Raw genomic sequence first — 21,218 nt, forward strand, 5'->3', positions numbered from 1 at the left:
GGTGATGGAGTTTGCGTTGAAGCATGGGATTCGGGTTGTGCGTTCGCGTCCGTATCACAAGAATGATAATCCAGTGGCGGAGAGTCGTAATTTTACCTTGGTGCGTTCGTATGTGGGTTATCGTCGTTATGATACGGATGCAGAGTATGAGATTTTAAGAGAGTTGATGCCGTTGATTTCCACCTTGCATAATTATTTCATTCCCAAGATGATGCTGCAGAAGAAGGTGCGGGTTGGTGGTAAGGTTTATAAGACCTATGATATTGATACGCCATACAATCGGGCTTTGAATTGTCCTAAGATTCGTGAAGAGAAGAAACAAGAGTTGCGTGAGCGTAAAGCAAATCTTTCTTACTTTGAGCTCTTAGCAAGGATAATCAAATTGCAAAAGAAACTTGACCGAGTTCATAGAAAGAGATATAATCACAGGAGTAAAGAGCATGATTAATTCAATTCTAAAACTATACTCTTATTCGCCTGAGAATCTAAATTTAATTTGGGTAAGATTTTATTTTGATGAAAGACGTGTCCCGTTTATATTGAAATCATTTTTTCTATTGCCTGGAGGGCTTTCACCCTTATTTCTTCGGGCACCGTTACTTCATATTTCATATCTTCAAGTGCCCAGAGGACTTTTTCCAAGGTAGTAAGCTTCATATTCGGACAGAGGGCATGGGGGTTGCCGGGAATAAATTCTTTTTGTGGATTTTCTTTTTTCAGGCGATAAAGCAGACCAACCTCTGTACAGATGATAAATCTTTGCGCGGGACTTTTTTGAGCAAAGGTGAGCATCTGCGAGGTAGAACATATCGCATCAGCAATTTCTTGGACTTCAAGGCGACATTCAGGATGGACCAGGACCTGGGCATCGGAATATTTTTCTTTTAATTTTAAAATTCCCTCCCGAGTGAAGAGCATATGGGTAGGACAATAGCCATTATACAGATGAAATTTTTTCTCAGGAACTTGGCGTGCTACGTAGCTCCCAAGATATTTGTCGGGAACAAACAAAATTTCTTCTTTTTCAATTGCCCGGGCAACTTTCACACCATTCGCCGATGTGCAGCAGATATCAGAAAGGGCCTTGACCTCAGCGGTGGAATTGATGTAAGTAATCACACCCGCCACTGGATATTTCTCTTTTTCTTTTTTCAACCGCCATGGATCGATCATGTTCGCCATCGGACAGCCAGCATGGATATCTGGCATCAGCACCTTTTTGTCGGGATTAAAAATCTTGGCAGTCTCAGCCATAAAATGAACCCCGCAAAATACAATTACCGATGCCGAAACACTCTTAGAAATCCGGGCAAGCTCCAGGGAATCACCGAGGTAATCAGCGATATCCTGGATTTCAGGTGGTTGATAATTATGGACAAGTATCACCGCATTTTTCTGTTTTTTTAATTCTGCAATCTTTTTAATTATTTCGTTATGGGGTAGGATTGATGATGACATAATCGAGCGGATCCACCGGTATTCCATTTATTCTTATCTCATAATGGAGATGGGGACCAGTAGTTTTGCCCGTGGTGCCTACATAGCCGATTACTTCGCCTCTTTTTACTACTTGTCCTTCACTGACAGCAGAACGCTGGCAATGGGCATAAATCGTCTTCCAGCCCTCTTGATGTTCAATCTCTATGCTGATCCCCAAACTGTGGTCTCTTTGCACTTTTTTTACCACGCCATTTGCTGTGGCGACAATCGGGGTTCCTTCGGGTGCGGCAATATCAATCCCTTCGTGCATGCGGATTAAACCGGTGAACGGGTCATGGAAATAGCCATAGCCACGTATAAACCAGCCATTCACCGGAATGATGGAAGGTATCCATTGATGCCGCTCTTTATTAGTTAAATACTCAACGAGTGCCTGTTGCGTGGTATACTGGTTTTCTGCGATTTTAATCAATGTCTCAAGTTCTTTTTCTTTCTCTGTTAAATCCTGCACCATCTTTTCGTGAATCTGGTTATTTATCAGGCTCTCCACTGGGATAAGATGAGCAAAATATTTCATGGTGGTATCTTTCTCAATAAGGTAGCTGAGTTGATAGGCGAGTTCTTTAAAATTTTTTTCCATCTCACCGAGCTCTTGACGCACAAGGGCATTTTCCTGGGTCAAAAGATGCAAGCGCTTGTAGTCGATCCGGGTGCGAGTAAAATTTACTATTCCATAAATAAATAAAATAATCGTAGCACTGATAAAACAGATAATTAAACAAAAAATTCCCCAACTAATTGAGAGGTTAAAAATCTTGTTCTCTTTTTCATCGATGACGATGATTTCCACAAACGCTCCTTACGCTAATTTTACTGTTAATATCTTCGAAGTCAAGGTTTTTAAGACCGATTCATGATCTGATTCCATTATTCCTCTTTGGGTGCATAGTGGGAGAATTGCATGGTGTATGTCCCTCGTCCTTGGGTGAGGGATCGGAGATCGGTAGCATAACCAAAGGATTTAGCTAATGCCAAAGTAGCCGTGATGATTTTTTCTTTTTTGTTCGTCTCGATATTTACGATCTGGGCTTTACGGGCATTTAAGTCATTGAGAACATCACCTAAATATTCTTCGGGCACGATAATCTCGAGCGACATATATGGTTCAAGCAGGATTGGGTTGCCGTTTAAGAATGCCTCACGCATCGCCATTTGGGCGGCAATTTGAAAAGAAAGTTCTGAGGAATCAACGGGATGGTAGGCACCATCAATGATTACCACCTCGATATTGGTGATCGGATATCCCATAAATATGCCGGTTTCACACTGCATCCTTATTCCTTTTTCGATCGCCGGAATAAACTGTTTAGGAATAACACCTTCGCTGATTTTATTGATGATCGCAATCCCTTCGTTCGGTTTCGGACTCAACTGAAGTTTCACGACTCCGAACTGTCCTTTACCCCCGGTTTGTTTGATAAACCGACCCTCAGCAATTGCCGTCCGGGTGATGGTCTCCCGGTAAGAGACTTGGGGTTTGCTTACATAACACTCCACCCCGAATTCTCTTTTTAATCTATCGGTGATAATCTCCAGATGGAGTTCACCCATGCCCGAGATTATCCGCTGCCCAGTTTCCTCATCGGTCTTGACTTTGAAAGTTGGATCTTCCACCTGGATATATCGTAAGGCATCATCAAGTTTTGCATCATCCATTTTTGTACGAGGTTCCAGGGAGACAAAAATCACTGGCTCCGGGAACTGCATGGGTTCAAAGGTGATGGGATGTCTGGAGTCGCATAGTGTGTAGCCAGTACGCGATTCCCGAATTCCGGTCACAACGCCAATCTCGCCTACGCTCAACTGGGAGACTTCATCTCTTTTGTTGGCATGCATCAAATAAAGCCTCGCCACCCGGTCCACGCGGTCAGGAGGAAAAACACGGACTTTATCACCACTTTTTATCGTGCCGGAATAGACCCGGATGTAATAGAGCAGTCCAAGATGGGGATCAGACTGGGCTTTAAAGAGTAACGCCGAAAATGGAGCATCAGGTGAGGGTTCGCGAATTTCTATCTTCCCAGTTTCGGGATTTTCACCTTTCATCGGAGGGAGGTCGATGGGTGAGGGAAGATAATCAATGACCGCATCAATAAGGGGTTGGATACCCCGGTTGCGGAGTGCACTCCCGCAGAAGACTGGGTAAAAATGGAGATTGATTGTGCCTTTTCTTATCACTTCTTTTATCTTTTCTTCGGCTACCGGCAGATCTTTAAAGTAACTTTCAAAAATATCTTCATCATATTCTGCGAGTGTTTCCAAAAGTTCAATCCGTAATTCCTTTACTTCTGCCTGATACTCTTTGGGGATCGTCTCATTATGGTAATGGAGACCTTCTGGGTCATCCCAGTAGATCGCCTTTTCTTCTACGATGTCAATCACCCCTTGGAATTTATCTTCGGAACCGAGGGGAATCTGTAAAATGATTGGTTTTAAAGAAAGTTTATCCTTCATCTGCTTGATGACCCGATAAAAATCCGCACCAATCCGGTCCATTTTATTAACAAATGCAATCCGGGGTACCCGATAGCGATCAGCCTGGCGCCAGACCGTCTCGCTCTGGGGCTGGACACCACCTACCGCACAGAAAATAGCGATCAAACCATCCAGAACCTTCATTGAGCGTTCTACCTCAATTGTGAAATCCACATGACCGGGAGTATCTATGATATTTATCCGGTGTTCCTTCCAGTATACGGTGGTGGCAGCAGCGGTGATGGTGATTCCCCGTTCCCGTTCTTGGGGCATCCAATCCATCGTCGCTGATCCTTCATCCACCTCACCTATCTTCCGGATCTTGCCGGTGTAGAATAATATCCGTTCGGTGGTCGTAGTCTTGCCCGCATCGATATGGGCGGCAAGGCCAATATTTCTTATCAATTTTAAATCAAGCATGGGTTATTATTATACTCAGGCGTCGGATCCATTCAAGACTATTCTTTAATTCTCCGGGCTCTTTTCACCGTGGATTTTATTTCATCGTTATGAGCATGCCCCACGCTCACTGGAATGCCTTTGAAAGTGAGTATTACAAATTCACCGAAGCCGTTTTGCTTTTTTATACTCTCACCCCTGAGGAGCTTCTTTAATTCCCATTCCTTTACCTCAATAGTATTTTTCCGTGCCTCCAAGGCAAATATCTGGATAAAGTCATTATCCGGTTTCAAGTTCCCACCGTAAACCTTTCCCACTTCCAATCCTTTTCGGAGTGCCGGAATCTCAATGAAGGCATAGCTCTCGGGTGTGGCAATAAAGTATTTTTCTTTTCGGGGGAAGATAGCAAAATTGGTGAAGTTACTGATTGGAATATCATACTCTCGGTTGAGCATCTCAATGATCCTATACTGTTGTTCGATCTTACCATGATAACCAGGACGGAACTGGGGCAGACCGAGTTTTGTGATCCGGGCGATGAAGAAGGGTGCGGTGTCGTTATCCTGTGGTAGAATTCTTACACAATTTTTAACGCGCGCATCGTATATTTCTTTTTCCCAGGCAGTGATTCCAGAACGAAATTTAAAACCATTCAGGTTTATCGGTAATAATTCAGCATCCGGAAATTTTTTTAAGAGGTAATCAACCACCCCTTCGTTTTCTTCGGGCGCAATCGTGCAGGTGGAATAAACCATGGTGCCTCCTGGTTTAAGCGCACGGAATGCGGAGACGATCAGTCCTTTCTGGATGCGTGCCATCTTCTGGATATTTTTCAAACCCCAGTGGAACAGGACTTTTTTCGATTTTCTTATCGTTCCCTCTGCGGAGCACGGGGCATCGAGTAAGATTTTATCAAAATAATTGGGCAGAACCTCGCCCATCTTTTCTCCAGGGATGGAGATGATCGCTTCGTTAATCAACCCACACTTTTTCACATTGTGGATGAGGCTAGAGACTCTCTTATAATCTACTTCATTAGCAACGAGCAATCCCTGGTTTGCCATCAGCTGAGCAATCTGGGTTGTTTTGGAACCCGGTGCGGCGCAAAGATCAAGCACCACTTCCTCTGGTTTCGGGTCCAAAACGAGCGCCGGAATCATTGAGGCTATTTCCTGGATGTAGCAAAATCCCAATTGATGGAGGTAATGATTACCGATCCTGTGACCATTTTCAAGAACATAGCCGTCATTATAAAACTTAAGAGGTTTTAGATTGAACTCTTTAAAGAGACCGAGCAGGGTTTCGCGTCGGGCTTTAAGGGTATTCAAACGGATAGAGATGCGCAGGGGTTTATTAATGAATTCAAGAAAATCCTTAAAATCGGGTATTATCCCTTCATAACGCCTATAGAGTTCTTCAATTTCCATGCTCCATTATAAAGATTAAAGAAAATTAGTCAAGGAGAAAGGAGAGCTTTATTTTTTCCGCCACCGAAAAAGCAAATACTATCGGATTATTGACACCAATCCAAAAATAGATATAATTCCCCATGGAATGCACCTTGACAAAAAACAAAAAAGATTGTATTTGCACCTATGAACCTTGCGCCCGGAAAGGCCGGTGTTGCGAATGTTTAAGATATCATTTAAAACACAGGGAATTGCCCGCGTGCTGTTTCCCACCGGATGTGGAAAAGACTTATGATCGTTCTTTTGAGAGGTTTATTAAAACCTTAGGATATTGATGGAACTTATCTTTGAGATTTCCAAACCCGGCAGAAAAGGATACTCCCTCCCTGACCTGGATGTGCCAACAGCTGAATTACCTGCCCAATACCAACGCAAGAAACCTGCTGAACTTCCGGAGTTGAGTGAGCCTGAAATTGTCCGCCATTTTGTAAACCTTTCGATCCTGAACCACCATGTGGATAAAGGCTTTTATCCCCTCGGTTCCTGTACGATGAAGTACAATCCCAAGATCAACGAGGAGACTGCGCGGTATCCTGGTTTTACGCATCTCCATCCCCTCCAGCCTGAAAAGACGGTTCAGGGTGCCTTAAGATTGATGTATGAACTCGGGGAATATTTAAAAAGGATCGTCAATCTTGATGCGATAACCTTGCAACCAGCAGCCGGTGCCCACGGTGAATTTACCGCCATAAGCATGTTCAAGGCGTATTTCAAGAAAAAAGGTGAGCCGCGCAAATATATCCTCATCCCCGACTCAGCCCATGGCACCAATCCCGCGAGTGTCAATTTTTCCGGGTTTAAACCGGTAACCATTAATTCCGATGCCCAGGGATTGGTGGATATAAACCGGCTTAACGCGTTGATGAACGAAGAAGTAGCAGGTTTGATGCTTACCAATCCCAATACCTTGGGACTTTTTGAAAAAAATATCAAAACAATCGCCGAGATTGTCCATTCCCGTGGCGGGTTGCTTTATCTGGATGGAGCAAATCTGAACGCCCTGCTCGGTCTTGTGCGAGCTGGAGACCTTGGTTTTGATGCGGTCCATTTTAACCTCCACAAAACATTCTCCACACCCCATGGTGGAGGAGGTCCTGGGTCAGGCCCGGTCGCAGTCCGCAATATTCTTGAACCCTTTCTACCGGTACCGGTGATAAGAAAAAAGAACGAGGAATTCTACCTGGATTATGACTTACCCGACACCATAGGAAAGGTCCACTCATTTTATGGTAATTTTCTGGTCATGGTGCGCGCGTATACCTTTATCCGTATGGTCGGGGAAGAAGGGCTCAAAGACATCTCCCGGGCCGCGATTTTAAACGCAAATTATATAATCCAATCGTTAAAAGATCATTACCATTTACCATACCCTGGTTTCTGTATGCACGAGGGGGTTCTTTCAGGAAAGAATTTGAAAGAATACGGGGTGCGTACTCTTGATGTAGCAAAGCGGCTTTTAGACTATGGATTCCATGCTCCGACCATTTACTTCCCTCTCATCGTGAGCGAGGCATTGATGATCGAACCCACCGAAAGCGAATCCATACAGACCCTGGAAAGGTTTATTGAAGCGATGATTCAAATTGTCCATGAGGCAAAGACGAACCCCGAGATTTTGAAGACCGCACCCCATAATACTCCGGTCCGTCGGCTCGATGAAGTCAAAGCGGTAAAGGATTTAAAGTTAAGATGGAAGAGATAAGGTTTGAAATAACTGAAGAAAGGAGAAATTTTTTAATCAACAAGATTGCCCAAAAGATTGTTGATTTGAGATTATCACCGGTTGCGATTGTTTTTCTGGAGTCTTCAAAGCCCTTAACATTTTTGGGCAATCAATTGATGATATTTATGCAACCATTTTATCGAGCATTTTTTTCATATCAGGAATACGAAGAGATTGCTGCAATGCTTGAAGACCGGAATAACATTGAACGCTTGATCTGTGCTATTGAGCAGCTTGAGGAGGAACGACATGAACGTAAAAGATCCTAAAAGAATTCTCGCAACAGATTGCGGCAGCACCACTACCAAGGCGATCTTAATTGAAAAAAGAGGTGAGGAATACCGTCTTATCGTCCGGGGTGAGGCACCTACGACCGTAGAATCGCCCTTTGAGGATGTCACCAAAGGGGTTTTAAACGCGGTACGCGAAGTGGAAGAACTCGCCAATGTGAAAATCCTTGATGGGGAGCATATCATCAAAGGAGTTAAGGGTTCTGAAGGCGTTGATTTTTATGTCTCCACCTCTTCGGCAGGTGGTGGTCTCCAGATGATGGTAGCGGGTGTGGTTTTGACCATGACCGCAGAAAGTGCAGCCCGGGCAGCACTTGGCGCCGGCGCGATTGTCATGGATGTGATTGCCTCCAATGATGGCCGGTTACCCCATGAAAAGATCGAAAGGATCAGGAACCTGAGACCGGATATGATTCTACTTTCCGGAGGCATTGATGGAGGAACCATTTCCCATGTGGTGGAACTGGCGGAATTGATAAGGGCCGCTGATCCCAAACCCCGGTTTGGTATCGGATACAAATTGCCCGTGATCTATGCAGGTAACAAAGATGCGCGGCAGGCGATACTTGATATTCTGAAAGAGAATACTGCATTGGTGATTGTGGAAAACATCCGGCCGGTGCTGGAACGCGAGAACCTCAATCCTGCCCGCCACAAGATTCACGATTTATTCATGGAGCATGTGATGGCTCATGCCCCGGGCTATAAGAAACTCATGGAGATGACCGACGTTCCTATAATGCCTACACCTGGTGCAGTCGGTTTACTTGTGGAAACAGTAGCACGTAAAGAAAATATCACGGTGATCGGGGTAGACATCGGTGGTGCTACGACCGATGTCTTCTCAGTTTTCCAGGGTGTCTTCAACCGGACGGTGAGTGCCAATTTGGGTATGTCTTATTCCATAAGCAATGTTCTTGCCGAGACCGGGATAGAAAACATAATGCGCTGGCTGCCCTTTGAGATTGAGGAACGAGACCTGCGTAATCGAATCCGGAATAAGATGATAAGACCCACTACCATTCCCCATACCCTTGAGGACTTAAAGATTGAGCAGGCAATCGCCCGAGAGGCACTTAGTCTGGCTTTTGAGCAGCATAAGTCAATGGCTGTGGGATTAAAAGGTATTCAACAGGAAAGGACGATCTCCGACACCTTTGCCCAGACAATGACTGGGGAAACGCTGATCGATCTTATGGCTTTGAATCTTTTGATCGGTTCGGGCGGGATTCTTTCCCATGCCCCACGTCGGAATCAGGCAGCAATGATGATGATCGATGCCTTCCTCCCACAGGGCATAACCAAACTGGCGGTTGATTCCATATTCATGATGCCGCATCTGGGTGTTCTTTCTACAGTCCATGAACAATCTGCGACCGAGGTATTTAATAAAGACTGTCTTGTGCCTTTAGGCTACTGCATCGCACCCGTAGGTGAAGGTAGGGAAGGTGTGAATGTATTAAAAATAAAGATCATTGACGAAAAGGGAACGAGTGAAAAAGTTATGAAATATGGAGAGATAGAGTTGATTCCGGTCCCGGTCGATAAGAAAATAAAGGTTGTACTCCATCCAGAGCGGGGTTTTGATGTGGGCAATGGTAAGGGAAAAGTTTTGGAAGCTGAACTCCAGGGAGGTGTTGTCGGCATCATCATCGATTGCCGGGGTCGACCTTTCATACTTCCCGAAGATAAGAAGAAACGGATTGAGTTATTGAGAAAATGGTTCAGTGCGGTGCGGATGTATCCTGAGTAAAAAGGAGACGAAACTATGCCTGTTCCCAAAAGAAGACATTCACATTCCAGAAAGAATAAAAGGCGTTCTCAATTCAAGATGACGCCAAGGCAATATATTGAATGTCCAAAATGCCACAGTCCAAAATTGCCGCATCGGGTCTGCCCGGTCTGTGGCACCTATAAAGATACTTTAATTGTTGCCCCCAAAGAAGAAAAGTCTTAATTTGAAGCCCGCGCAAAAATGGAAAGTCTTCAAAATCGTTTTCCCCAATTATCTGCTGAAAAATGAAAATCGGTTTTGATCTAATGGGGTCAGATGGTTCCCCCCATGTTGAGATTGAGGCTTTAAAACTCTTAAAAGAAGATATCCGAAGTGAAATCATCGTCGTGGGTAAGGGTGATTATGAAATGGAGGTGCGCAACTTAGGTTTCGAATACTGTATTGCCGAAGAAGTCGTGGGCATGCATGAAATTCCGAGTGTGGCGGTTAGACAGAAACGTAACTCATCGCTCGGGGTGCTTTTTACAATGCTCAAAAGAAATGAGATTGATGCCTTGGTGAGTGCTGGTAATACCGGTGCGATAATGGGCTTCAGTTTCTTTGAACTGGGAACGATTGAAGAGAATACCAAACCAGGATTGGCGATCACTTTCCCCACCCAATCCGGGTATTCGATCGTTATTGATGTCGGTGCAAATATCAAACCCAAACCAGTCGATCTCCTTTACTATGGCGTCATGGGTTCGGTTCTGGCCCGGATTGTGTTAAAAAAAGAGAATCCCAGGGTGGGACTTCTTAATGTAGGCTCTGAAAGCATGAAAGGCGATGAGATAAGGCAGAAGGCATACCAGTTATTAAAAGAAGGGATTGCAAACTTTGTGGGTAATATAGAAGGGAATAACTTGATGAAGGGATTTGTCGATGTAATAGTTACCGATGGTTTTACTGGCAATGTTCTTTTGAAATATTCGGAAGGTATCGTCGATGCCCTCTGGAATATGCTCAGGGAAACGGTAGATGCTGCGATGCGGCGGAGATTCGGTCAATTTCTCGTAAAACCGGCGATGAAGGATTTAAAGGCAAAATTCAGTTATGAAGAATACGGGGGCGGTATACTGGTTGGGGTCAATGGGGTGGTGATCATCTGCCACGGCCATTCTTCACCCCTTGCTTTAAAAAATGCCATTCTCATGGCAAAAGGCTGTGTAGCATCAAATATTATTGAGGAGATAAGAAAGGTGATGAAAAAATGAGAGCTTACATTGCTGGTCTTGGTACATATGTACCCGAAAAAATCTTAACCAATTTTGATCTGGAAAAAATTGTGGAGACTTCGGATGAGTGGATAACTACTCGCACCGGAATAAAAGAGCGGCGGATCGCTGATGCGGATAAAGCTACCAGTGATCTGGCGGTCATTGCTGCCCAAAGGGCATTAGAAGATGCGCAGACCAAACCTGAGGAGATTGATGCGATCATCCTGGGAACAGCCACTCCGGATATGCTTTTCCCTTCCACTGCCTGTATTGTCCAGAGCCGACTTGGGGCACGGCAAATCATGGCATTTGATATATCGGCAGGTTGTAGCGGATTTATCTATGGCTTAGGGATTGCTGAGGCGATGATAAAAAATGGCTACAATAATATTCTCGTGATCGGTGCCGAGACATTGAGTAAGGTGATGGATTTCACCGACCGGGCAACCTGTGTATTATTTGGTGATGGCGCAGGTGCCGCGGTGATAAAGAAGACCAACGATGCAGACTGCGGAATAATTGCCTCCTACTTTGCGGCGGATGGTTCAGACTGGAGACTTCTCCACCAACCCGCGGGAGGTTCAAGAATTCCAGCTTCAGAAGAATCCGTCAAAAACCGCCTGCACTATATTAAGATGGAAGGGAATGAGGTCTTCAAACTTGCAGTCCGGGCAATGATTGAATCGGCAATAAAAACCTTACAGAAGGCGAATCTTTCTTCCAAGGACATCGCCTTATTGATACCCCATCAGGCTAACATTCGGATCATTGAAGCCACGGCTAAGCGACTGGAGATACCGATGGAAAAAGTCTATGTGAATCTTCACCGCTATGGTAACACCTCAGCGGCTTCCATCCCTATTGCCCTTGCAGAAGCCCGGGCCGAAGGTCGGATAAAGAAAGGTGATTATGTCCTGATGGTGGCTTTTGGTGCCGGCTTCACCTGGGGTGGAGTCCTCATCCAGATGTAAAATCAAAATGGCACTTACGGTAGTAAAATTTGGCGGCACCTCGGTAGCGAATGCCGAACTCATAAAGAGGGCCGCCCGCCGGGTTGCACGGTTGAAACAAACGAGTGATGTAGTTGTGGTCGTTTCCGCAATGGGTCATACCACCGATGAATTGATTCAGCTATCAAAACAGATCACGGAAAATCCCCGGGCCAGAGAGATGGATATGCTCCTCACTGCCGGAGAAAGGATTTCAGTAGCATTATTTACGATGGCACTCCACAAATTTAATGTCCAGGCTATTTCATTTACGGGTTCGCAAGTGGGGATTATCACTGACAACCGACACACCGATGCCCGGATCATTGAGATCAAAGGAGAGCGTCTGAAGAATGCTATCAGCCACGGTTTTGTTCCAGTGGTCTGTGGATTTCAGGGAGTGAGTTTTGAAAAGGAGATTACAACCCTGGGTCGGGGAGGTTCGGATACAACAGCAGTGGCACTGGCTGCGGCATTAAATGCGCAGAAATGTATAATTTATACCGATGTAGACGGGGTATTTACTGAGGACCCTAACCGATTTCCAGGAGTGAAGAAGATCAAAAGAATTTCTTACGAAGAGATGCTGGAACTTGCCAGTCGGGGTGCTAAAGTATTACATCCCCGGGCAACCGGAATTGGTGCTCGTTTTGGGGTTCCCATTGAAGTACGTAACAGTTTCACCAATAAACCCGGAACCCTCATCACCCAACTTTCGGGCATGGAGCATCCTAAACCTAAGGCGATCACTCATACCGAAGATCTTTACTTGATAACCCTTGTCCAGGTGCCCAAAAATCCAGCCTATCTCTCCCAGATCACGGCAGAGTTGACTAATGGTGGAGTGCACTTAAAATTTTTCTTCCATGGGATTTCTGAAGCACCTAAATTTGATCTATCATTTATCACCCCCTTGGAAGAGAGGGATCAGGTAAAAAAGATCATCGACCGGTTGGTGAAAAGATTAAGGATAACCGAAATCAAAGAATCACTGGATATCTGTTCATTAAGCCTCATTGGTTTTGGAATCGGGTCAGAACATAAAATCCTCGCGGAAATTTTCCGGGAGCTTGCCCGGGTAAAAATCCACATTGAGGCCGTCACCACCTCGGAATTATCAATCAATATTTTTTTAAAGAAAAGGTATTTGGAAAACGCCATCAATACTCTTTTAGCCAAATTCAAATTGAAAGATTGACAGAAAAATTTATTTCAATAAAATAACCCGTGCGTAATTTTTTATTCATCGGGATCCTGCCCTTGACATTACTGGCTCGGGAGTGGACAGTATTAGTATACATGGCTGCAGATAATGCACTCAGTGCTTTTGCCGATAGTGATATCGTGGAGATGAAAAACATCGGTGCCGATGAAAATTTTGCCATTTTGGTACAGGTTGATAAACCCGATATTGGTGCCTGTCGTTATTATGTTGGCAAAGATACCCTCTACAATCTCGGCGAAATGGGCTTGATTGATATGTGTGATTGGCACACCCTGCAGGATTTTCTGGTATGGGGGGTGATGCTTTTTCCTGCCCGGAGGTATTTCCTCATCCTCTGGGATCACGGCACAGGTTGGACCCTGGCACCGCGAAGAACCTTCGGGAGTGATTGGTCTGCCGGAAGCGAACTGAGCATTGCCCGGGGCGATCTCCGGCGCGCATTAAAAGGATTCTATGAAATCACCGGTAAGCGATTAAATCTGATCGGTTTTGATGCCTGCAATATGCAGCAGAGTGAGATATTAACCGAATTAAAGGATTATGCCCGGTTCTGCATTGCGCCTCAGACGGTCTGGCCGATTGCGGGATTTCCCTATGAGCATATTCTCTACAATTTTAAAATAAATCCTAAAATAGATGAACAGAAATTGGGCATGAGCATCATTGAGATCTGTCGGAACTATTATTCTGATCAACCATCCGCCCTTTCGCTCGTGGACCTCCAGAATCTTAACCGTTTAATAGCAACTTTAAAGACCAATATCGACCTTTTGCTCAAAAATCCTCCAGACCCGGGTTTCAAAAATATCCGCAATCAGGTTCAAACCATTTCCTTATTTAATCCTGAGCCGCATCCAGAAGATGATTTTATCGATCTGGGTGATTTTTTAAGATTATTAAATGAATATCGGGCAACGAAAGAAACAAGCGAGTTGGTAACCGCCTATAATACCACCGTGCTTAAATCTGAAGCCTGGGGAGCCGGTCTTGCCCGGGTAAGTGGCATCACCGCCTGGTTTCCAGATCGCTATCCAGAATTCAAAAATCTTGTTGATTTGTATACATTATTGAGTTACCGCGAATCGCACTGGCCACAATTTCTGAACTGGTTTTATGGAGAAGATGATATAAGACCAACGACTTGCATTTTATCAGCCAGCGGTCCGGGTCGGGATAACGACTTCCGCCTTTTCTGGACTCCATCCTTCGACCTTGCTCCGGTATTCTACAATCTCGTTGAATGCAATGATACAATTTTAATTTTTTATGATAACTGTGAAGACTCTGTGCACTGGTTTTTTAACGGTTTTACGCTCGTGAGCAATTTCGCTTACGAGGGGAATGGTTCATTCTTTTCAGGCAATAGTAGTAATCTCAATAATACCTTGGTCACAAAGAATGTTTTTCGGATTGAGACCTTGGGGCTTCTTGATTTTTATCTCTTTTACAATACCGAAGACCGGGTTGATTCTTTTCTCGTGGAATGGGAGACCAAAAAGGCAGTTTTTTATGGACGATCGGGTAGCTGGCAGAATATCCGGATGGTTCTTCCCCCGGGAAACGGGCCGCTGAGATTTTATTATCGCACCAACGGGAGTATAAATAACGGTGGTGTTTATATTGATCGGATAAGGTTATACAATCTTGCTTCCGGACGGTATGTCAGATATGACCTCACCGATACCGCTTTATATGTCTATAATAAATTAAAAGGCAAGTATTATTATGGAGTTTATCCCCTGGACCTTTACAATAACGAGGGAAATCTTTCTAATTTCGTTTCGCTAAATATCGTCGACTACGCGGTTCCTTATTCCATTCCCAACCCCTTTTTAGATAATTGCGAAATTATTCTTGATTATCCCGATGGCATTCAACCGGAAGTTTATATCTACTCCATTACCGGCAGGCTCGTCAAAAGGTTTGCTGGTTCTGAAATAGTAAACAAAAAAATTTTCTGGGATGGTAAGGACAAAAAAGGAAAACCTGTCAGTGCTGGTCTGTATTTTGTGCTTTTAAAAAGTAACACCATTAATAAAATTGGTAAAATAGCGAGGAGACAATGAAAAATCTGGTGATAATTGCTAATGGAGGGGCAGGTGGTATAAACTATCCCCACCGCCGGGCTCAAGGTTTAAAAAAGGCAGTAAGCATTGGGTATGAGATCTTAAAAAATGGTGGTTCAAGTCTTGATGCCGTAGAACGGGCAATAATGGTTTTGGAAGACACGACGATTTTTAATGCGGGAACGGGCTCAACCCTTGGTCTGACCGGAGAAGTGGAAATGGATGCCTCGATCATGACCTCGCTGGGTAATTTTGGGGCAGTGGCAGCGATAAAGAATGTCCGTTATCCCATTCAGGTGGCGCGTCTGGTGATGGAAAAGACCGACCATCTGCTTTTGTGTGGTGAGGGTGCATTGCGCTTTGCCCGGCTCTGTGGTATAAAATATCACAATCCCAAAACGAAGGAGAAAGAAAGGATGTGGCTGCGGGCAAAAAAAAGATTAAAGAGTGAATATTTTCCGAAAATTTATCAATTGAAGGAACTTTATGAAACCGTTGGGGTTGTGGCGCTCGATAAAAATGGGATGATAACCGTCGGTACCTCCACCGGCGGTATTTCACTCCACCTACCGGGACGGGTCGGTGATACACCGATCATCGGTGCCGGAACCTATGCAAATAAATTCGGCGGGGTTTCGGCGACAGGTCACGGAGAAATGATCATGAAGACATTGCTCGCTTTCCGCACCGTCAATCTGATGGAAAAGTATTCGGCTCCGGTTGCTGGCAAGATGGCGATAAGTTATGCCACACGCCAGAAATGCCGTGCTGGTTTGATCGGTATTGATCGTCACGGAAAAATCCTATGTATCAATAATACTGAAGCAATGTCCTGGTGTTATATTAAAGATGGTATCATGAAATCCTTTTACTAAATGATCTTTAAGTATCTTTTTATGGCATTCTGGGGGCAGACCTCCAGGCAACAATAACACTTGATACATTTTTTATAATCAATTTTGAAATCATATATTGCCCGTGCAGGACAGACATTCGCACAGGAATGGCACTGATTACAGCGATTTACATTTAAAGCCGGTGCCCAGAAATTTTGGATGCGGGCGAAAACCCGACTCCCGATGCCAGCAAGGATATTTTTAATCGGTGCGGAAAGCGGAACTTTAAAACCTTTCAAAGCCGGGAGCTCTTCTTTAATCACAATCTGTTCTGGATTGAGCATCCCTTTTTTTATCCCGAGTCTAAGCACTGGACACACCTCAGGTTTTATCCCAGCGATGAGTGCACAGACATAATCGACCGCCCATCCATCAGTGCCAGCGATGAGTTTATTTAATCGATATTTCCTGCCCCGGGCATCAACGATGTTCAAGGCATCCACGATTATCAAATCAGGTTTTTTAATGTTATATATTTCAATCAAAAGTTCACAAAAATCGTCAAGTGTTGGACATTGATAGTGTAAGTGGGGTTTCAAACCGCCGGGGATGATACCAAATTGATTTTTAATGGCAATGCTGAGAATCGTTAATTCGTGGGTCTTGAATTTCGGTAAGGAGATCAATATCTCGCTCTCAATTATCTCCCGGGAGACATAAACTTCTTTTACATTCCGGTGTTTTATTTTGACTTTTTTTACAAACCTTCCTACATTTTTAAACCGGCCGCGGCTTGCCGCGTAAAAACCGCACTGTTTTGCCGTTTCAATTTCGTTTACCTTTTGGGGAATGGGGTTATCTCCTACCATTACATGGGCAGAATTTTTTATTAGATGATCAACCACTCCCGCGATCAGGGCAGGGTCTGTTATTATACATTCTTCAGGCCGCGCAATGCGCAGCATATTAGGTTTGACAAATACATTCTTGTTCTCCAAAACCAATTCCGGGAAGTAACCGAATATTTTGGCGATGGCTATGTTTAAATCTTCCCCTTCAACAATATAGACGTATTTTTTCATCTCAAAAAGTGGTTTTTGCTTTATTGTATAACTCATAGAATTGGACTAACGATAACTTTTCGGGTCTTTGGGTAAGGAGCTTGCTGTTTAATCCATCCGGCAGGGTCCCGAGATGGTGAATCAGGGCATTCTTCAAGGTTTTCCGTCGGTAGCGAAATAGTCCTTTGACAAAATCAAAAAATTGGACTTCATCATCCAGAACAAATGGTGGATGATGGGGGATTAATGCTAAGACGATTGAATCAACTTTCGGCGGCGGATTAAAAAATCGGGCTTTAATGAGAAATCCTTTGATTACCTGGAAGTAATAATTGATATAGCAGGTGATTGAACTATAACTAGGGGATCCGGGCTGGGCAAGGAGTCTTTCTCCATATTCTTTCTGGAGGGTCAATATTGCCCTTTTCAGACAATTCCGCATCTTGGTAAGTTTTTCCAAAATTTTGGTGGTAATACTGTAGGGAATGTTCCCGACCACCACCAAATTCTGGTAACGATTCAGATTCATCTTCAAAAAATCTTCATTTATCACCTCAACATTGGCAAGCTGCTTGGCACGGAGGCTTGCTGCATATTTTGGATCGATCTCCACTGCATAGACGCACCTTGCCCCCTTGGCAAGTTCCTGGGTAAGCATTCCTTTACCAGCGCCGATTTCTAAGACACTTTCATTTTCCACACCCGCGAATATACTTATTTTTCGTGCTACTAATACACTATTTAAAAAATGTTGTCCTAAACGCCTTGGCATTTATGCTATACTTTTCAAAGAGAATAAATTACCCGCATTTTGGTCAGTAATTCCCTCCAGTCGTTCCGGTGATAACCCCTTTAGGCCTGATGCAAAATTTAGAATTTCACGAATGAATGCCGGCTCATTTCTCCGGCCCCGTTTGCTTGCCGGGGCGAGAAAAGGGGCATCAGTCTCCAAAAGAATGAAATCCAGAGGCAAGCGGAGAAATACTTCACGCATATTTTTAGAAAATGTCAAAACACCGCCAAAACCGAGATAGAAACCCAAATCCATTATCTTCTTTGCCTGCTCATAGGTGCCACTATAGCAATGAAAAACGCCCCGGTGGTAATTTTCTTCTTCCAATATCCGTAGGACATCGGTTATTGAATTTCGAGTATGGATAATCAAGGGAAGATTATATCTTCGGGCAAGATTAATGTGGTAACGAAATAATGATTCCTGGACCTCCGGTGGTGAATAATTGCGGTGATAATCAAGCCCGGTCTCACCGATCGCAACTACCTGTTTGTTGCTCAAGAGAGTTTCTATTGATTCCATCTGGTTTAATGATTCTTCTACGGACTCATTTGGATGGATGCCCACGGCCGGGAGTAGGAAGTCATAAATTTCATTCATTTGTAGTGCGGAGATACTCGTGTTTAGGTCGTAACCGATATTGATTATGTATTTAAGACCTGCTGCCCTGGCCCGTTCAATTGCTTCTTCTAAATCATGGCTAAATTGGGGGTCAACTAAATGGCAGTGGGTATCAATCACTTAACCGAGGCACCGGAACCGATCGGTTTATCGGTCGTCAAAAGCACCAGTCCCTCTTTATTTTGGGCTGCAAGAAGCATTCCTTCGGAAAGCACACCTTTAAGCATGATTGGTTTTAGATTGTTGACAACGATAATCGTCTTGCCGATGAGTTCTTCGGGTTGATAATATTTTCCGATGCCCGCAACAATCTGTTTTTTCTTGTCGCCAATTTCAATCTCGCAGACGATTAGATGGTCGCTTCCTTCAACTCTCTTTGCCGTGATAACCCGGGCAGTGCGCAGTTCTAATTTATTAAAATCTTCAATCGTACATTCCCGGCCCTTTAATTTCGCAATTTGAAGTTCGATCACCTGATTATCAATCTTCTTAAACAGAATCTCCGGTTTCCCAATTGTTGGAGATACTATCGGGGTGGCAATTTTATCCCAGCCCTGTTCCACAAAATTTATCATCTTTTTGAGCTTCTGTGCGGTGAAAGGTAAGAAAGGTTCCATCAACACTGCCAGGGATGTGACAATCTTCATGCAGATATACATCGTGCGTTCGCCAATCAAAGGATTGGTCTTGCGCGTTATCCAGGGGGCTTCTTTATCAAAATAACGATTGCCTTCCTGGGCGATCTTCATCACTTCCTGGAGGGCAGATTTAAATTCAAAATTTTCAATCTTTTCTCCGATTATTTTGGGTGCCTGATGGAGCATCTCCAAAATACGATTTTCATTCTCGGTGAATGCCGAGGCTGATGGGACATTAGAGTTGTAGTATTTTTCAATAAAGGTGAGGGTACGGTTGATATAGTTACCCAGAATATCGGCGAGTTCATTATTATGCCAGGCTTGGAAATCGCGCCATGTAAAATCTGCATCTCGGGTTTCGGGAAGATTGCGAGTCAAGGCATAGCGTAGTGCATCTGCAGGGAATTCTTTTAGATATTCAGGGAGCCAGATCGCATAGCCCCGGGATGTGGAAAGTTTTTCTCCTTCCAGATTTAAAAACTGATTTGCCGGAATTTCTGAAGGGAGGATGTAATCGCCATAAGCCATGAGCATCGCTGGCCAGATCAAGGCATGGAAGACAATATTGTCCTTGCCAATAAAATGGACGAGTTTGGTCTCCGGATTCAACCAGTATTCTTTCCATAAATCAGGTTCTCCTTTATTAATTGCCCACTCCATTGTTGAAGAGATATAACCAATCGGTGCATCAAACCAGACGTATAAAACCTTACCCTGGGCTTCCTCCAGGGGCACCGGCACACCCCAGCTCATATCCCTGGTAATAGGTCTATCTTCTAATCCTTCTTTTAACCAGCCTTGGACAAATGTCAAAACTGTTTCCCGCCAGTGTTTCTTTTCTTCAATCCACTGGCTCAACTGATTCTGAAACTGTGACAATCGGAAATACCAATGTTTGGTCTTCTGTTTTACAGGTTTTTCATTACATATCAAACAACGGGGTTCGATCAACTGAAAGGGCTCAAGCCAGCGGCCACAGGCTTCACACTGGTCGCCCTTTGCACCGTCAATACCGCAACGTGGACACTTGCCGACCACATAACGATCAGGCAAAAATCTTTTACACTTGGGGCAGTAAAACTGTTCGTTCTCTTTTGCATAGATATATCCTTTATTATAGATTTTTAAGAAAAAATCTTGGGCGAGGCGATAATGGAGGGGAATGGTGGTGCGGGAAAAGTTATCAAAGGAAATTCCAAAATCAATGAAAGATTTTTTAATTGACTCATGATAGTAATCGACGATCTCTTTAGGTGTTTTTTTCTGTTGATCGGCAAGAACTGTAATCGGGACACCGTGTTCATCTGTTCCACAGATATGTATCACATCCCGCCCCTTGAGCCGTTGATACCGCACATAGATGTCAGCGGGAAGATAGGCACCAGCAAGATGCCCCAAATGAATATCTCCATTAGCATAGGGTAAGGCACTGGTGACAAGGATTTTCATAACCAATTATAAATAAACGGGCGAAAATGTCAATAATCCGATTTGAATCAAAAATAATCTTACCGAAATGGGGTTATTTAATCAAAATAAAATATCTTACTCAGGTACTTGAAAACATAGGGACTCCCAAGTATATATTTCCTGAAAGGAGCCCCTATGATCGCAATAGACATTCCGGAGGAAGTATATACCATGAAAGCCAAAAGGTCAATAATTAAAAAGGAGAAAAATCCAGTGTCCATCTCAAAGCCTTTATTACCATCAATCAAGACTGGCTCTTTAATGGTATCCCGGAAAGAGTGTTTAACGAATTCCCTGAAGAAGAACAGCATGACCTCAAGCCCATAAAACAACCAATTGCTCAGGCAATAAAAGAACTATTACTCACCATCAGTTCGGCAACGATTGAGCGGTTATTAAAACCAATCAAAGATCAGTATCGTATAGCCCGGCGGTATCGTCCCCATCCGCATGCCTCGGTTTTGAAGAAGAAAATTCCAATTGAGCCGCATTTTGAGAAGCCCCAGGATCGGGTGGGGTATGTGGAGTTGGATTCGGTTTCGCATTGTGGTGGTGATCCGCGGGGTGAGCATTGTTCAACCATTGCGCTTCCTGAGCTTGGTCTGGGTTGGGATGAGTATCGGGCGGCGCGGAACAAGGCGATGGTTTGGGCGGTGCAGGCCTTGGAAGATG

20 protein-coding genes are annotated in these 21,218 nt (G+C 44.1%); 12 read left to right on the plus strand and 8 right to left on the minus strand.

Going from position 1 to position 21,218, the window contains the following annotated elements; genetic code table 11:
- Nucleotides 1-448 (plus strand): transposase (locus ABIL39_09230; protein MEO0166303.1); only part of this gene is annotated, 448 nt, incomplete at its 5' end.
- A gap of 86 nt (nt 449-534) precedes the next feature.
- Here ABIL39_09230 and nadA read toward each other — a convergent pair.
- From nadA to ABIL39_09250, 4 genes are all read right to left on the minus strand, one after another.
- Complete coding sequence (gene nadA, locus ABIL39_09235) at nt 535-1,458, minus strand: quinolinate synthase NadA (protein MEO0166304.1); 924 nt, start codon at nt 1,456-1,458, stop codon at nt 535-537.
- The gene (locus ABIL39_09240; GenBank protein ID MEO0166305.1) at nt 1,433-2,290 is read right to left on the minus strand and encodes a peptidoglycan DD-metalloendopeptidase family protein; all 858 of its coding nucleotides are present in this window, start codon (nt 2,288-2,290) and stop codon (nt 1,433-1,435) included. Before ABIL39_09240 ends, nadA begins: the two co-directional genes overlap by 26 nt.
- A gap of 77 nt (nt 2,291-2,367) precedes the next feature.
- Nucleotides 2,368-4,395, minus strand: coding sequence for an elongation factor G (fusA, locus tag ABIL39_09245; GenBank protein MEO0166306.1), 2,028 nt, complete (start codon nt 4,393-4,395; stop codon nt 2,368-2,370).
- A 38-nt stretch (nt 4,396-4,433) separates the two neighbouring features.
- Entirely contained in the window at nt 4,434-5,801 is a 1,368-nt protein-coding gene (locus ABIL39_09250; GenBank protein MEO0166307.1) for an RsmB/NOP family class I SAM-dependent RNA methyltransferase, read from the minus strand.
- Nucleotides 5,802-5,923: 122 nt separating this feature from the next.
- Between ABIL39_09250 and ABIL39_09255 the strand changes: the two genes are divergently transcribed.
- From ABIL39_09255 to ABIL39_09300, 10 genes are all read left to right on the plus strand, one after another.
- Nucleotides 5,924-6,118 carry a DUF6485 family protein gene (locus ABIL39_09255; protein ID MEO0166308.1) on the plus strand — a complete coding sequence of 65 codons (195 nt, stop codon included), beginning with the start codon at nt 5,924-5,926 and terminating at the stop codon, nt 6,116-6,118.
- The gene (gcvPB, locus tag ABIL39_09260) at nt 6,118-7,545 is read left to right on the plus strand and encodes an aminomethyl-transferring glycine dehydrogenase subunit GcvPB (protein MEO0166309.1); all 1,428 of its coding nucleotides are present in this window, start codon (nt 6,118-6,120) and stop codon (nt 7,543-7,545) included. Before ABIL39_09255 ends, gcvPB begins: the two co-directional genes overlap by 1 nt.
- On the plus strand, nt 7,533-7,835 hold the full coding sequence (locus ABIL39_09265) for a hypothetical protein (protein MEO0166310.1): 303 nt from the start codon (nt 7,533-7,535) through the stop codon (nt 7,833-7,835). Before gcvPB ends, ABIL39_09265 begins: the two co-directional genes overlap by 13 nt.
- On the plus strand, nt 7,816-9,609 hold the full coding sequence (locus ABIL39_09270; GenBank protein ID MEO0166311.1) for a glutamate mutase L: 1,794 nt from the start codon (nt 7,816-7,818) through the stop codon (nt 9,607-9,609). Before ABIL39_09265 ends, ABIL39_09270 begins: the two co-directional genes overlap by 20 nt.
- A gap of 15 nt (nt 9,610-9,624) precedes the next feature.
- Entirely contained in the window at nt 9,625-9,813 is a 189-nt protein-coding gene (gene rpmF, locus ABIL39_09275; protein ID MEO0166312.1) for a 50S ribosomal protein L32, read from the plus strand.
- A 62-nt stretch (nt 9,814-9,875) separates the two neighbouring features.
- Nucleotides 9,876-10,844, plus strand: a complete 969-nt coding sequence (gene plsX, locus ABIL39_09280) for a phosphate acyltransferase PlsX (protein MEO0166313.1) — start codon at nt 9,876-9,878, stop codon at nt 10,842-10,844.
- The gene (locus ABIL39_09285) at nt 10,841-11,818 is read left to right on the plus strand and encodes a beta-ketoacyl-ACP synthase III (GenBank protein ID MEO0166314.1); all 978 of its coding nucleotides are present in this window, start codon (nt 10,841-10,843) and stop codon (nt 11,816-11,818) included. Before plsX ends, ABIL39_09285 begins: the two co-directional genes overlap by 4 nt.
- 7 nt (nt 11,819-11,825) lie before the next feature.
- The gene (locus ABIL39_09290) at nt 11,826-13,034 is read left to right on the plus strand and encodes an aspartate kinase (GenBank protein MEO0166315.1); all 1,209 of its coding nucleotides are present in this window, start codon (nt 11,826-11,828) and stop codon (nt 13,032-13,034) included.
- 29 nt (nt 13,035-13,063) lie between these two features.
- The gene (locus ABIL39_09295; protein MEO0166316.1) at nt 13,064-15,127 is read left to right on the plus strand and encodes a clostripain-related cysteine peptidase; all 2,064 of its coding nucleotides are present in this window, start codon (nt 13,064-13,066) and stop codon (nt 15,125-15,127) included.
- Nucleotides 15,124-16,002 (plus strand): isoaspartyl peptidase/L-asparaginase, encoded by an 879-nt coding sequence (locus ABIL39_09300; protein MEO0166317.1) that lies wholly within the window; start codon nt 15,124-15,126, stop codon nt 16,000-16,002. Before ABIL39_09295 ends, ABIL39_09300 begins: the two co-directional genes overlap by 4 nt.
- On the opposite strand, the gene ABIL39_09305 is transcribed toward ABIL39_09300, so the two are convergent.
- From ABIL39_09305 to metG, 4 genes are read right to left on the minus strand one after another with little or no spacing between them, the layout of a single operon-like run.
- Nucleotides 15,999-17,045, minus strand: a complete 1,047-nt coding sequence (locus tag ABIL39_09305; protein ID MEO0166318.1) for a DUF362 domain-containing protein — start codon at nt 17,043-17,045, stop codon at nt 15,999-16,001. The two genes, ABIL39_09300 and ABIL39_09305, sit on opposite strands and share 4 nt — an antisense overlap.
- A gap of 1 nt (nt 17,046) precedes the next feature.
- Nucleotides 17,047-17,796 (minus strand): 16S rRNA (adenine(1518)-N(6)/adenine(1519)-N(6))-dimethyltransferase RsmA, encoded by a 750-nt coding sequence (rsmA, locus tag ABIL39_09310; protein MEO0166319.1) that lies wholly within the window; start codon nt 17,794-17,796, stop codon nt 17,047-17,049.
- Nucleotides 17,797-18,558 (minus strand): TatD family hydrolase, encoded by a 762-nt coding sequence (locus tag ABIL39_09315; GenBank protein ID MEO0166320.1) that lies wholly within the window; start codon nt 18,556-18,558, stop codon nt 17,797-17,799.
- A complete protein-coding gene (gene metG, locus ABIL39_09320) occupies nt 18,555-20,525 on the minus strand; it encodes a methionine--tRNA ligase (GenBank protein MEO0166321.1) in 1,971 nt (656 codons plus the stop codon). The genes ABIL39_09315 and metG overlap by 4 nt, the downstream gene beginning before the upstream one ends.
- Nucleotides 20,526-20,824: 299 nt before the next feature.
- On the opposite strand from metG, the gene ABIL39_09325 reads away from it, so the two are divergent.
- Nucleotides 20,825-21,218 (plus strand): hypothetical protein (locus ABIL39_09325; protein MEO0166322.1); only part of this gene is annotated, 394 nt, incomplete at its 3' end.

Source organism: candidate division WOR-3 bacterium, assembly GCA_039802205.1.
GTDB lineage: Bacteria > Hydrothermota > Tepidihabitantia > SM23-42 > JAOAFX01 > JAOAFX01.

What these genes read in the sequence shown, in the direction of transcription:
- nadA (MEO0166304.1), bottom strand. Translation starts at nt 1,458, where the DNA reads ATGTCATCATCAATCCTACCCCATAACGAAATAATTAAAAAGATTGCA.
- fusA (MEO0166306.1), bottom strand. Translation starts at nt 4,395, where the DNA reads ATGCTTGATTTAAAATTGATAAGAAATATTGGCCTTGCCGCCCATATC.
- ABIL39_09250 (MEO0166307.1), bottom strand. Translation starts at nt 5,801, where the DNA reads ATGGAAATTGAAGAACTCTATAGGCGTTATGAAGGGATAATACCCGAT.
- ABIL39_09255 (MEO0166308.1), top strand. Translation starts at nt 5,924, where the DNA reads ATGGAATGCACCTTGACAAAAAACAAAAAAGATTGTATTTGCACCTAT.
- gcvPB (MEO0166309.1), top strand. Translation starts at nt 6,118, where the DNA reads ATGGAACTTATCTTTGAGATTTCCAAACCCGGCAGAAAAGGATACTCC.
- ABIL39_09265 (MEO0166310.1), top strand. Translation starts at nt 7,533, where the DNA reads ATGGAAGAGATAAGGTTTGAAATAACTGAAGAAAGGAGAAATTTTTTA.
- ABIL39_09270 (MEO0166311.1), top strand. Translation starts at nt 7,816, where the DNA reads ATGAACGTAAAAGATCCTAAAAGAATTCTCGCAACAGATTGCGGCAGC.
- rpmF (MEO0166312.1), top strand. Translation starts at nt 9,625, where the DNA reads ATGCCTGTTCCCAAAAGAAGACATTCACATTCCAGAAAGAATAAAAGG.
- plsX (MEO0166313.1), top strand. Translation starts at nt 9,876, where the DNA reads ATGAAAATCGGTTTTGATCTAATGGGGTCAGATGGTTCCCCCCATGTT.
- ABIL39_09285 (MEO0166314.1), top strand. Translation starts at nt 10,841, where the DNA reads ATGAGAGCTTACATTGCTGGTCTTGGTACATATGTACCCGAAAAAATC.
- ABIL39_09290 (MEO0166315.1), top strand. Translation starts at nt 11,826, where the DNA reads ATGGCACTTACGGTAGTAAAATTTGGCGGCACCTCGGTAGCGAATGCC.
- ABIL39_09300 (MEO0166317.1), top strand. Translation starts at nt 15,124, where the DNA reads ATGAAAAATCTGGTGATAATTGCTAATGGAGGGGCAGGTGGTATAAAC.
- ABIL39_09305 (MEO0166318.1), bottom strand. Translation starts at nt 17,045, where the DNA reads ATGAAAAAATACGTCTATATTGTTGAAGGGGAAGATTTAAACATAGCC.
- rsmA (MEO0166319.1), bottom strand. Translation starts at nt 17,796, where the DNA reads ATGCCAAGGCGTTTAGGACAACATTTTTTAAATAGTGTATTAGTAGCA.
- metG (MEO0166321.1), bottom strand. Translation starts at nt 20,525, where the DNA reads ATGAAAATCCTTGTCACCAGTGCCTTACCCTATGCTAATGGAGATATT.